Below are 12,444 nucleotides of genomic sequence, written 5' to 3' on the forward strand. Positions count from 1 at the left end.
CCGGCTTCTTCGACTGGCCCAGGGAGAACTCCGGGGAAGAGATCGCCGAGACGATGGCGATCTCCCAGTCGACGTTTCTCCAGCACTTACGAACGGCCCAAAAGAAGGTGTTTTCCGTCCTGCTCGACGACGGATCGCCGAGTTAAGCGCTTTCCAGCACGTCGTCGATGTCTTCGTGACTGTGGATGTCAACCCCATCCTCAGTCACTTCCGCTATCGTTACGCCGTTCCCGCTCGCGGTATCACGCTCGGTCGCACTCTCGACTGCTCGGGTCGCAATTTCGATTCCGTCCTCGTGTGTCAGATCGTCCTCATACTCCTGTTCGAGGACTCCCAACGCGAACTGCATGCCACTCCCTGTCACCACATAATCGTCCTCACTGAGACCACCCATCGGGTCGATGCTGTAGACGTGGGAGCCCGTTTCATCGACACCACCAAGAACAGGGTTGATCATGAAGAACGGACCGCCACGAAGGAAGTTCGAGGCCACGGTTCCAAGCGCATCGATCGACATTGGCTTACCCCGGCGGGCCTCGTATAGTTTGGCCTCGGACCGGATGGAGCGGATGAACGATTGCGCGCCACCGACCGACCCAACCATCGTCAACGCGGCCCGGTCGTGGACCTGCTCGACTTTGGTCACGTTCTTGTTCGAGACGACCCGACCCCCAAGACTTGCCCGCCGGTCAGTTGCGATCACGACCGTCTCCGCCGTCGTCACTCCTATCGAAGTGGTGCCGGTCTTGGCGCTCTGGACCTCGTCGCTCCCGGCGGTCTCCTCGGGGACGGTGCCGATTTCCGGTTCGTACGGGTCCGAGATGTTCATTCTTCGTCCTCCTCCAGGTCAACTTCCTCGAGGTGGGCGTTGATTTCGGATTCCCCAAGGCGGCTGTAAATCGCCGTCTCGGCTTCGACTGCGCCCATCGCCAGTTCTTCGGCTTCGAGCGCTTCGTCCCTGGTGGTGGCAAGTGCGCCAAGCGCCAGTTCGATGCCCGCTTCGAGGGTTAGGTCCGGACCCCAGTGTTCCTCGAGGTAGTCCTGAATCTCCGACCGGTCTGCGCCAATGGCGACGGCCTTCCATTCGTTGGGGGTCCCACTCGGGTCCGTTTCGAAAAGCCGTGGTTCGCCGTTGGAAACACCACCGATCAGCAACGCGGCACCGAAGGGCCGGACCCCGCCCATCTGGGTGTACTGCTGAATGTTGTCGGTGACTGCCTTTGTGAGGACCTCGGTGTCGACCGGTTCCTCGTAGCGGAGTTCTTCGAGTTGGGCCCGGCGACGGGCGAAGTCGATGAGCCGACGGGCGTCAGCCACGTGGCCCGCACTCGCGATACCGACGTGATCGGCGACTTTGTGGAGTTTTTCGATGGAGTCGGCCTCCATCAGCTGTGAGCGAGAGCGTTTGTCTACGGCGAGGACAACCCCTTCTTCGGTCCGGACTCCGACCGACGGCGTCCCTCGTTTGACTGCTTCTCGTGCGTACTCGACCTGATACAGCCGTCCGTCCGGGGAGAAAATGGTAATCCCCCGATCGTAGGCTTGTTGCTGTTGACCCTGCATAGGTTCGTTCGCACGAATGTTGCCCCGCGGCGGGTAAAGGCTTGCCGGACCCGGAGAGCTTTTTAAAAGTAGTTGATGCTTTTGGGCAGTTCGGTTTTCATGCCCTTGCGCACACGGATATCGTTGATCTTCTCAGGCTGAAGGTTATCGACGAGCACCCGGAACCCGGCGTTTTCGGTGTTCCAGGAGGCACGACCCTCAGTGGCCGAGCGGATATCTGAGGAGAAGCCGATCATTTCTTCGACGGGCGCGATACCCTCGACGACCATCAAGTCTCCTTCCTGGTACATGTCGTCGACGCGGCCACGGCGACCTTGAATCTCGCCGGAAGCCGCACCCATGTGCTCGGACGGGATGTCGATACGAACGTCCTGAATCGGTTCGAGCAGGCGGATCTCTCCGTCGATCAGGGCGCGGTGGACAGCCTCCCGCATGGCCGGAATGACCTGGGAGGGACCACGGTGGATGGCGTCCTCGTGAAGCCGAGCGTCGTGGAGGCGAACCAATGCGCCTTCGACCGGCTCGGCGGCGAGGGGACCGTCTTCGAGGGCTTGCTCGAGGCCCTCGATGATGAGTTCCATCGTCTCGTTGAGGTGCTGAATTCCTTTCGTGTCGTCGATGAAGACGTTCGTGTTGATGATGTCCTCGACGTCCTGTGAGGTCTCCTTCTCCATTCCCGCCTCTTGAAGGGCTTCTCGGCGCTCCTGTTCGGGCATGTCCATCGACGCCTCACCGAGTTTGATTGTATCGGTGACCTCGTCACTCAGAGTCTCGACCGTGACGTAAAAGCGGTTGTGACGGTTCGGCGAAATACCTTCCACTTCTTCGGATTCCTGGGTGGGTGCTTCCCGGTACACGACGATCGGCTCACCGGTCCTGACCGGAATACCCTGGTTACGCTCGATGCGTTGGGTGATGACCTCGAGATGGAGTTCGCCCTGCCCGGAGATAAGGTGCTCGCCCGTGTCCTCATTGATCTCCACACCAATCGTCGGGTCCTCCTTCGAGACCTGCTGGAGCACCTCGATCAGTTTGGGAAGGTCGTCCATCTTCTGGGCCTCGATGGACTTCGTGATGACGGGCTCTGAGATGTGCTCGATGGACTCGAACGGCGTCATCTCGATCGAGGAAACCGTAGAGCCAGCGATAGCGTCTTTCAGCCCAGTCACCGACGCGACGTTGCCGGCCGGGACTTCTTCGACTTCCTCTCGCTCGCCACCCATGAACACGCCGACGGACTGCAGACGGTTCTTCCCGGCAGTCCCGGAGACGTAGAGCTCTTGGCCTTCCTCGAGGGTCCCGGAGAAGACACGGCCAGTCGCGATTTCACCCGCGTGTGGGTCCATCGAAATGTCGGTGACCATGAAGACGACCTCGCCGTCCTTGTTGACCAGGACCATGTCTTCAGCGAGTTGGGACTCGGGGTCACCACGCCAAACCGTCGGAATCCGGTCGGGCTGAGCTTCGACTGGGTTCGGGAAGTGCTCGGCCACCATGTCAAGCACGACGTCCGAAAGTGGGGACTTCTCGTGGAGTTCAGCGCGCTTGTCGTTTCGCTCCATGTCGATGACGTCGCCGAAGTTGATCCCGGTTTCAGCCATCGACGGGGCGCTGATCGCCCAGTTGTAGAGGGCAGAACCAAAGGCGACCGTGCCGTCCTCGACACTGACCTTCCAGTTCTCCTCCTCGTAGCGCTCCTCGGCCATTCCGCGGATGAGTTCATTAACATCGCGAATGACGGCCTGGAGGCGCTTCTGCATCTCTTCGGGGCCCTCCTGGAGTTCGTTGACCAGGCGGTCAACCTTGTTGATGAACAGGGCCGGCTTGACGTTCTCTCGCAACGCCTGACGAACGACCGTCTCGGTCTGGGGCATCGTCCCCTCGACGGCGTCGACGACCACCAGTGCCCCGTCGACGGCCCGCATCGCCCGGGTGACGTCGCCGCCGAAGTCGACGTGGCCCGGCGTGTCAATGAGATTGACCAGATACTCGGTGTCCCGGTAATCGTGAGTCATCGAAACGTTCGCCGCGTCGATGGTGATTCCTCGTTCCTGCTCGTCCTCCTCGGTGTCCATCGCCAGCTGTTCGCCAGCGAGATCGTCGGAAATCATGCCGGCCCCAGCGAGGAGGTTGTCAGTGAGCGTGGTTTTGCCGTGATCGATGTGAGCGGCGATAGCGATGTTCCGGATCTGATCGGGATGATCCATGAGTCGCTCACACTGTTGGACGATTTTCTTACGTCGGCCCATTGTTAACCTGTAGTTTCATGAGGAGGTTCAAAAGGGTAGTGTTTCGGGCTAAGACGCCGTCATGCACACACGCACCAATGACGAGAGATAATGGTCGATTGGAGACGTCGCGAGGGAATTTGGCCGATAGAGGCGGGACAAAGGAAATGACCCGAAGGAGGCGAGCGGGTCCCTTATTTGTGGCCGCAAAGAATAGCACTGTCGCTCCGCCTGGCAGAAAACAAGAGAACGAAGCGCACGAAGATCGTGCTTAGCGGGCTGCGGCCGCAACGCGTTCTTTCTCCTCTTTCTGATTGACGGCATAGGTCTGCACGTCACCCTCAGCAGCGCCGGTGAGCTGCTGGGCGAGGGCGTCCTCGACGTCGTTAGGCGTCTTGAACGAGGCGTTGTAGGTCCCTTCCGCGATGAACTTCAGTGCCTGGTCGACGCGTCGCTGCGGTCCCGTATCGACTGCTTTCGGAACCGAAATCCCACCGTACTTCAGGCGGACAGTCTCTTCCCGCGGCGCGGCGTTCTCGAGGGCTCGGACGAGCACCTGAATCGGGTTTTCGCCGGTTTTCTCGTGGACGCTTTCAAAGGCGTCCCTGACGATTTTGAGTGTCTTCTGCTTCTTGCCCGTGTTCTCCTGGGTCTGCATCAGACGATTCGCGAGGCGCTCAACGACGCTGATCTCGGACTTCTTGAACTGTTTGGCGGCGTGGCGACCCATCGTGTGGGCAACCGGAGTGACCGTGATGTAGCGTCGGGTACTCGGGTCGGTGTACTGGATACCAGTGACATCCCAGCGACCGAACAGTTGGGCTACGGCCGTTTCCTTCTCAACATCCTCATCGGGTTCTGCATCGGCGTCGACGTCGGTGTCGGATTTTTCCTCGGCCATGTTATCGCACCGGTTTCTCCGCGTTTCCGCGCACGAGTTCGATGAGCGATACGCCGTTTACCTTCTCGACCTTGTAATTGACACCCGAAAGGTCGCCCATGGAGCCACCCTTGGCTCCGCCGATGCCGGCGATAGTGACCTCGTCGTGTTCGTCAATGAAGGAGATCGCACCGTCACCAGGGGCAAAGGCAGTGACCTGTTTGCCGTTCTTGATGAGTTGGACCCGGACACACTTCCGGATCGCGGAATTGGGCTGTTTGGCTTCGATGCCGACTTTCTCGAGGACGATGCCACGGGCCTGTGGTGCACCTTCCAGCGGATCTGACTTGGTACGGAGGCCTCGCTCTCGCCGCGCGTATTCGGAGTCGGACCACCGGTGATTTTGGCGGTCCTTCTTGAGTTTACGGGCGGCGTACTTGCCGTTCGACATACGCCCGAGTAACCTACCCACGTACTTAAACTCCGTCTTTCCGTCTCAAATTTGAGTGAGGCCGAAACACAGCCCCAAACCCCCGCTGCGCGGGAATGAGAAAAAACTGTCCGCTCGACTCAGGTTAGGTGAGTTGGATATCGTCCACGTCGAAGTGCCGATTGGCAAGTCGTTTTGCGGCCTCGATATTTCGACCGTTGACACCGATCGCCGCGCCGTGATCCGCGTGATCGACTTCCGCGTAGGCGACCAGATCGTCGTTCTCCGAGAGTGTGACATTATACACCGCCGCGGGCGCGAGCGCGTTCGCGACGAACCCCTCGGGAGTCGGCGCGTCTTCGACCAGTTCGACGTCCTCGCCGATACGGTCTTCCAACCGATTAACCCGCCGCCCATCCGGGCCAATCGCCTGGCCCATCTCGCCAGCCGCGACCACAAACAACACCTGGTCGTGGGTTTCGTCGACAACACAATCGACTGCACTCGCCCCGGTGACGTCCTCGAAAAGCGCGATGTGCTGGCGGGCTTCGTCGGACAGTGTGACCCGCATTTTAGTCGGATCGACGGGCCTGCATCCGTAGATCCACGTCACCTGTCCCGAGTTGGACCGGCTTCCCGACAATCACGTTCTCGATCACGCCGTCGAGATCGTCGACTTCGCCGTGGACCGCGGCGTCGAGGAGGTGATTGACAGTCACTTCGAAGGCCGCCCGAGCGAGCACGCTCTTCTTGTTGCCGGAAATCCCGTGCCGGCCGATCGACTCGATCGTGCCCTCGTTCGTCATGATGTCCGCCACGAGCATGAGGTGGCGAATGTTCACGTCACCCAGCCCCTGTTCCTCCAGGGTGTCCCTGGTCTCATCGATGATCGTCTCGCGGGCAGCCTCGACACCCAGAACCTCGTAAATTTCGTGGATGTTATTACAGCTCGATCGGGAGGCGTCCACGCCCTCGATATCGAGGACATCCTTGAACGCCGAGCCTTCGGTATAGAGGACGAACTCTTCACCGGACTCGGTCTCTTCCTTGCGAATGACGACGCGTGAGATCTCCTCGATCCCTTTGAAGACCACGTCTCGGAGTTGTTCGACAAGTTGCAGCAGTTCCCGGTAACTCGGCCGTTCGGGGCCGAACTCGAGGACCATCCCCTGCTGTGTAACCTCGACGCCAATTGAATCTCTGATCGTATCGGCGATCTCGGTGACGACTTCTTCAGTCGTCGTTGCCCTCGGCCAGCGTTCCCTGAGGGTGTCCTCATTGAGGTCGATCCGGACGATCATATCCGCGACGTTCGTCGAAATGTCGCCCAGCGCGAGGATCTTCGTCGCCTCGATCTGCCAGACGACTTCGTGGGCCCGGTCCCGATCAGTCGCATACTCGTTTGCGAGGTGGACAGTCATCATCGGCGTGTCCGGTTCCTTCCGGGCGTCCACGAGTTCGATAAGTCGCGGAAGGCCCTGTGTGACGTCGATCTCAGCCACACCGGCGTAATGGAAGGTGTTCATCGTCATTTGGGTTCCCGGCTCCCCGATCGACTGAGCCGACACCGTTCCGACCGGATCCAGCGGATCGACCCGCGTGTCCCGATACGTTGCCTCTACTGCCTCGACGATTTCAGCGGCCTCCTCAGTCGAGACCGAACGGTCCTCGATGCTCTCATAGACCTCGTCTTTGAGGCGGCGGCTCAAATCGGCGTCTTCGACCAGTGCCTTGATATCGTCACTAATTGCTGTCATTGTGTCACCTCCCAGCTTCCGCCGTGTTCAGAGAGGTTCGTCACCTCGTCGCGCTCGCCGAGGAACGCGGCCTTCTCGGCCTCGTCAGCGAATTCGGCGTTGATAACGCGATCGGCGATACCATCCACGTCGATGGTATGGTCCACTGAGGAAGAGACATCGACCGGACTCGTGCCGTCCTCGCCGAACTCGAACTGCACGATCGTGTCACTCGTGTCCCGCACCGTGCCGTCGTACTGGGTTTCGAGTTCCGAGAGGGCGTTGATGAGCCGTCGCTGAAGGTAGCCGGACTTCGACGTCCGGACCGCCGTGTCCACCAGCCCTTCACGGCCACCCATCGCGTGGAAGAAGAACTCCTTGGGAGTCAAGCCGCCCGTGTAGGAGTTCTCTACGAAGCCGTGGGCATCGGCCGAAAGGTCATTCGGCTTGAAGTGCGAGAGGGTGCGGTCCTCATATCCGCGATTGATCCGCTCACCTCGAACCGCCTGCTGACCGACTGCGCCAGCCATCTGCGTGAGGTTCAGCATCGACCCACGCGCTCCCGAGCGGGCCATAATGACCGCCGGGTTATCGTCGGCGAAGTGCTCCTCGGCGATGTCACCAGCGGAGTCCCGGGCCTTCCCCAGGGTCTGCATGATTTTCATCTCGAGGGTTTCGTCGACCGTTCGACCTGGGAGACTCTCGAGTTCACCGCGATCGTAGGTCGTGATGAGTTCCTGGACCCTGGCTTCGGCGTTATTGATGGCCTCGTCGATCTGTTCTTGGGCAGCTCCTGGAATCGTCTCGTCGTCGATCCCGATCGAGAAGCCAAAGTGCATGATCGAGCGGACCGCGAGCGCCGAGATCTCGTTGATCAGCTTGCGGGCTCGGGTCTTTCCGAACTGCTTGGCCACCGTGTCGACGACTTCGCCTCCAAAGGCACCGACTGCGTCCTCATCAATCGTCCCCGCTTCGAGCGTACCGTCATCGATAGTGACAGTATCCCCGGCGGAACTCATAAACTCGAGGTTCAGTCCCGCTGGAAGCAGTTCGCTGAAGAGTTGCCGTCCAGTCCAGACCGGTTCGCCGGACTCTTCTTCGATCGCTGGGTCTGGAAGCTGGTCGATACTCGTCTGTCGGAGCAGGTCTGAGGCCTGTGTCTCGTTAAAGGTTGGATTCGTGTGGGTGAGCAGGTAGGTGCCGGTAATGTGGTCCTGAATGGAGCCGACGATGTTCTCGCCGAAGCGCGGGCTCAACATCTGCTCTTGCACGCGCATGAGAACCCGCGCCTCGGCCCGGGCTTCCTCGTTTTGTAGGGCGTGCATGTTCATCTCGTCGCCGTCGAAGTCAGCATTGTACGGCGGACAGACAGTCGTGTTCAGCCGGAACGTCTTGAACGGCATCACGACGACTTCGTGGGCCATGATCGACATCCGATGCAGCGACGGCTGCCGGTTGAAGATCACGATGTCCCCGTCGACGAGGTGGCGCTGGACTTCCCAGCCCGCTTCGACGCGTTCGGCAAGTTCCTCCGAAACCTTCTCGGTCACTCGAACCCGGCGTCCGTCCGGTCGAGTCACGTAGTTTGCGCCAGGATGGGTGTCAGGGCCGTTCGACACGTAACGGCGGGCCCGTTCGAGGTTGTTCTCGTTGACGACCATCGTCTGGGTCATCTCGGTGGCAACCCGGTCTGGAACCCCGACTTCGTTTAGCGACAGCGTCGGGTCTGGGCTGATGACTGTCCGGGAGGAGAAGTTCACCCGCTTCCCGGAAAGTGAGCCACGGAAGCGACCCTCCTTGCCTTTGAGCCGCTGTGAGAGAGTCTTGAGCGGTCGACCCGAGCGGTGACGGGCTGGCGGGGTGCCACTGATCTCGTTGTCCATGAACGTCGTGACGTGGTACTGGAGGAGTTCCCAGAGGTCCTCGATGATCAGTTGTGGGGCGCCCGCTTCGCGATTCTCCATGAACCGCTGATTGATGCGGATAATGTCCACAAGTTTGTGGGTCAGGTCGTCCTCGGAACGCTGCCCGTTGTCGAGGGTGATCGACGGTCGCGTCGTGACCGGCGGCACTGGCAGCACTGTGAGGATCATCCACTCCGGTCGGGAATGTTCGGAATCGATTCCGAGCACCTCCAGGTCCTCGTCCGAAATGTCTTCGAACCAGTCCCGGATATCCGAGGGCATCAGCTTGTTCATGTCCTCGGTGGTGAGATCCGTCGAAAGTGCCCGCTCGATGGCGTCCCGGTCGTCCTTCCGGGGGCGGAACTCCCCGGACATGATCTCGTTGATCCGGTCCAGTGCGATATTGGTCTCGTCCGCCAGGTCCTGTGGTGCGACCGGCTCGGCCTCCTCCTCGTCCGGATCGGGCTGCATCGCCTGGGCGATCCGCTCGGAGTAGTCCTCAGCGAGGACCTGCTGGATCTCGTAGTAGGTGGTCGGTTTCTCGTGTTTGACGTCGTACTGTTTCTCCCCGCAATGCGGGCAGACGTCGGTTTTCCGGGCTTCCCGGATTGCCGATTTCGTCACGTCATCGACGTCCTTGTCCAGACTTCGGGTCCGCTCGAGTTCGTCACGATACGTATTCTGGGACTCCTCGTCGAGGAGCAATCGCGAGCACTCCCGACAGGTTCCGCGAAGCAGCCGACGGATAAGTTTTGAAAAGCCGACGTGGATGACCGGCGCAGCGAGTTCAATGTGGCCAAAGTGGCCGTTGCATGAACCAGAGCGCTGGCCACAGGTCTTACACTCCAGACCGGGGTCGATCACGCCCAGACGGGGGTCCATCAGTCCCATATCGATGGGGAACCCGTCGTCGTCGTAGGTGTCGGCCGTGATGACCTTCGTGGCACTCATATCGCGATACTCCTCGGGGTCCATCAGCCCGAAGCTGATCGTGCCGATCGACTTGGGGCTCTGTCCAGTTGACATTTATACGGCGTCCTCCAGTTCGAGGCGGGGGGCGATTCCAAGTGCTTTCATCTCGTCGAGCAGGAGTTTGAACGCGTAACTCATCTCGATCTCGTGAACGTCGGTTTCCTCCCCGCAGTTCGGGCAGTGCACCCGACGTTCGTTGACGTTCTCCACGGCGGTCATGCCACAGTTGCCACAGACGTGGATGTACTCCTTGTCCGAGGAGTCAACCAGACGCTCTTTGAGCACCATCGCGGCCCCGTGGCCGATGACCGTGTCTCGCTCCATCTCGCCCAGTCGAAGGCCACCCTCGCGGGCTCGACCTTCAGTCGGTTGCCGGGTGAGCACCTGCACCGGTCCTTTCGACCGGGCGTGGATCTTGTTCGACACCATGTGGTAGAGTTTGTGATAGTAGATGGTGCCGACGAAGATCTCGGCCTCGATCTTCTCTCCGGTGATGCCCGAGTACATGACCTCCTTGCCTGAGGACTTGAAGCCGTGGTCCTCAAGCGAGTCGCGGAGTTCGGATTCGTCTTCGCCCGTGAACGGCGTGCCGTCGACCCGTCGCCCTTCGAGAGAGCCGGCTTTGCCGCCGAGCATCTCGAGGACGTGGCCGACCGTCATCCGTGACGGGAGGGCGTGTGGGTTCAGAACCAGGTCTGGAACGACGCCCTGTTCGGTGAAGGGCATATCCTCCTGGGGTGCAAGGTGACCCACGACCCCCTTCTGGCCGTGCCGTGACGCGAACTTGTCCCCGAGTTCGGGGATCCGCTCGTCCCGCACGGAGACTTTGGCGAGTTTCGAGCCGTCCTCGCCTTCCATGAGCGTGACCGTGTCGACGACGCCGTCCTCGCCAGACCGCATCGTGACTGAGGTTTCACGTCGTTTCTGCGGTGAGAGCCCACCCATATCGTCCGGTTCTTCGAGGAACCGGGGCGGTGAGGTCTTCCCGAGCAACACGGAGTTCTCGTCGACGACCGTTTCCGGGTTGACGAGGCCGTCCTCGTCGAGGTGCGTGTAAGCGTCTTCGCCACGAGAGCCCCGAACGTCCGTGTCGGGTATCTCGAAGCGGTCTTCCTGGCCACCTGGGTAGCGGCGTTCCTCGCCCTCGTAGGTGCGGAAGAAGTGCGAGCGAGCGAGTCCGCGTTCGACCGACCCTTTGTTCATGACCAGGGCGTCCTCAATGTTGAAGCCCTCGTAGGACATGACTGAGACGACGAAGTTCTGCCCGGCCGGGCGCTCGTCGTAGCCGATCTGGTCGGTGGTCTGGGTCTTGACCATCCCCTTCTGGGGGTAATGCAAGAGGTGTGCGCGGGTGTCCGGCCGAATACGGTAGTTCGCTGCGGGCAGCCCAAGTGACTGCTTCATCATCCCTGCGCCCATCGTAATGCGCGGCGAGGCGTTGTGTTCGGGATAGGGAATCATCCCTGCCCCGATGCCGAAGATGAGTTGTGGATCGAGTTCGAGGTGTGTGTGGTCCTCGGTGAGGTCGTCCTCTGACACCGCGACGAGGATGTCCTCCTCCTCTTCGGCGTCGATGTACTCGATCTTGCCGGCCCGAACCAGGTCCTCGAATTCGAGGTCCCCGTTCTCGACGGCCGCGACGTCTTCCTCGGTAACCAATGAATCGCCGTCCTCGACGACCAGCAGCGGGCGGCGGGCCCGGCCGGCGTCGGCGTTGACGATCACTTCCTCGGTACGCTCGTTGACGGCGACGTTGACCATCTCGCTTACGTCCCCGCGTCGGCGTGCCTCTCGGATCTGTGCTGCGAGCCCGTCGGGGTCCGGATGGGTCCCAACGAGGCTCCCGTTGACATAGACTTTCGCGTCTCGTCCCTGACTCATTTTAATCGTCTGCCGGTTTATGATCGGTGGTGATTTCCGGAATCCCCTCGACGCCCATGGACGCGAGTTCGCCCTTGAGTTCGCGTTCGTCGTCCACGTGCTGGGAGAGTTCCATTGCCTGCGCGAAGTTCTTCACGAGTCCACAGTTCGGGCCTTCCGGGGTCTCAGAGGGGCAAATGCGGCCCCACTGGGTCGCGTGGAGGTCCCGGGCTTTGAAGTGTGGCTGACTGCGAGAGAGCGGACTCCTAAGCCGACGAAGGTGAGAGAGTACGCCCATGTAGTCGGTGCGGTCGACGAGCTGTGAGACGCCGGAGCGACCCCCGACCCAGTTCCCCGTCGCGATCGGGTGCTCCAGGCGCTCTGTCAGCACGTCCGAGCGAACCACGGTCGTGACCGTGAGCTGCCGGTTCCGCATGTTGGCCCGCTCGAGTTGGTATTTCACGTCGCGAGCGAGCTTGTTGAGCGCCGTCCGGAAGAGATCAGTCATCAGATCGCCGGAGACTTTCAGGCGCTTGTTGGCGTAGTGGTCCTTGTCGTCGGACTGGCGGCGGTACAGCGCGAGTTCGAAGGCCGCTTCGGCCATCCGACAGAGATAGTAGGCTTTGTTGATGCGAACGTCCTCCTCCTCGACGTCGTCCTCGTGGAGGTGCGGCAGGAGGTAACGGTCGATGACGTAGTTCGCCCGTTTGAGTTGGTAGTTCTTGCCCTGGCCCGAGGCGACTCGTGTGCCGAGTTCCTCGATAGCGTCTTCCTGGGTCTGGACCTCGGCTTCCTCCAGGTTTTCGAGCATGAACTTCACGATCTCGGGGTCGTCGCTCACGCGGTGGACGATCTCCTCGTCGGATTCGAG

At 60.6% G+C, this 12,444-nt stretch carries 11 protein-coding genes; 1 reads left to right on the forward strand and 10 read right to left on the reverse strand.

Going from position 1 to position 12,444, the window contains the following annotated elements; translation table 11 throughout:
• On the forward strand, window positions 1-146 hold a 146-nt coding region (locus V5A26_RS10165), incomplete at its 5' end, for a helix-turn-helix domain-containing protein (protein WP_332321845.1).
• On the opposite strand, the gene psmB is transcribed toward V5A26_RS10165, so the two are convergent.
• The 10 genes from psmB to V5A26_RS10215 form a co-directional block, all read right to left on the reverse strand.
• Complete coding sequence (gene psmB, locus V5A26_RS10170) at window positions 143-829, reverse strand: archaeal proteasome endopeptidase complex subunit beta (protein ID WP_332321834.1); 687 nt, start codon at window positions 827-829, stop codon at window positions 143-145. The genes V5A26_RS10165 and psmB overlap by 4 nt on opposite strands.
• Window positions 826-1,563, reverse strand: coding sequence for an archaeal proteasome endopeptidase complex subunit alpha (psmA, locus tag V5A26_RS10175; protein ID WP_332321835.1), 738 nt, complete (start codon window positions 1,561-1,563; stop codon window positions 826-828). Before psmA ends, psmB begins: the two co-directional genes overlap by 4 nt.
• A gap of 62 nt (window positions 1,564-1,625) precedes the next feature.
• Window positions 1,626-3,812: an elongation factor EF-2 gene (locus tag V5A26_RS10180; protein WP_332321836.1), complete on the reverse strand. Its 2,187-nt coding sequence runs from the start codon at window positions 3,810-3,812 to the stop codon at window positions 1,626-1,628.
• Window positions 3,813-4,062: 250 nt separating this feature from the next.
• Entirely contained in the window at window positions 4,063-4,692 is a 630-nt protein-coding gene (locus V5A26_RS10185) for a 30S ribosomal protein S7 (RefSeq protein WP_332321837.1), read from the reverse strand.
• A 1-nt stretch (window position 4,693) separates the two neighbouring features.
• A complete protein-coding gene (locus tag V5A26_RS10190) occupies window positions 4,694-5,122 on the reverse strand; it encodes a 30S ribosomal protein S12 (RefSeq protein ID WP_332321838.1) in 429 nt (142 codons plus the stop codon).
• Window positions 5,123-5,246: 124 nt separating this feature from the next.
• Window positions 5,247-5,672, reverse strand: coding sequence for a NusA-like transcription termination signal-binding factor (locus tag V5A26_RS10195; RefSeq protein WP_332321839.1), 426 nt, complete (start codon window positions 5,670-5,672; stop codon window positions 5,247-5,249).
• Between the two features lies 1 nt (window position 5,673).
• Window positions 5,674-6,858 (reverse strand): DNA-directed RNA polymerase subunit A'', encoded by a 1,185-nt coding sequence (gene rpoA2, locus V5A26_RS10200; protein WP_332321840.1) that lies wholly within the window; start codon window positions 6,856-6,858, stop codon window positions 5,674-5,676.
• A complete protein-coding gene (locus tag V5A26_RS10205) occupies window positions 6,855-9,767 on the reverse strand; it encodes a DNA-directed RNA polymerase subunit A' (protein ID WP_332321841.1) in 2,913 nt (970 codons plus the stop codon). Before V5A26_RS10205 ends, rpoA2 begins: the two co-directional genes overlap by 4 nt.
• Window positions 9,768-11,594 carry a DNA-directed RNA polymerase subunit B gene (gene rpoB, locus V5A26_RS10210; RefSeq protein WP_332321842.1) on the reverse strand — a complete coding sequence of 609 codons (1,827 nt, stop codon included), beginning with the start codon at window positions 11,592-11,594 and terminating at the stop codon, window positions 9,768-9,770. It abuts the gene before it with no gap.
• Between the two features lies 1 nt (window position 11,595).
• A partial coding sequence (locus V5A26_RS10215; protein ID WP_332322430.1) for a DNA-directed RNA polymerase subunit B'' occupies window positions 11,596-12,444 on the reverse strand: 849 nt, incomplete at its 5' end.

This window comes from Halodesulfurarchaeum sp., assembly GCF_036626455.1.
Lineage (GTDB): Archaea > Halobacteriota > Halobacteria > Halobacteriales > Halobacteriaceae > Halodesulfurarchaeum.

Coding starts and splice junctions, on each gene's coding strand:
- psmB (WP_332321834.1), bottom strand. CDS start 829: ATGAACATCTCGGACCCGTACGAACCGGAAATCGGCACCGTCCCCGAG.
- psmA (WP_332321835.1), bottom strand. CDS start 1,563: ATGCAGGGTCAACAGCAACAAGCCTACGATCGGGGGATTACCATTTTC.
- V5A26_RS10180 (WP_332321836.1), bottom strand. CDS start 3,812: ATGGGCCGACGTAAGAAAATCGTCCAACAGTGTGAGCGACTCATGGAT.
- V5A26_RS10185 (WP_332321837.1), bottom strand. CDS start 4,692: ATGGCCGAGGAAAAATCCGACACCGACGTCGACGCCGATGCAGAACCC.
- V5A26_RS10190 (WP_332321838.1), bottom strand. CDS start 5,122: ATGTCGAACGGCAAGTACGCCGCCCGTAAACTCAAGAAGGACCGCCAA.
- V5A26_RS10195 (WP_332321839.1), bottom strand. CDS start 5,672: ATGCGGGTCACACTGTCCGACGAAGCCCGCCAGCACATCGCGCTTTTC.
- rpoA2 (WP_332321840.1), bottom strand. CDS start 6,858: ATGACAGCAATTAGTGACGATATCAAGGCACTGGTCGAAGACGCCGAT.
- V5A26_RS10205 (WP_332321841.1), bottom strand. CDS start 9,767: ATGTCAACTGGACAGAGCCCCAAGTCGATCGGCACGATCAGCTTCGGG.
- rpoB (WP_332321842.1), bottom strand. CDS start 11,594: ATGAGTCAGGGACGAGACGCGAAAGTCTATGTCAACGGGAGCCTCGTT.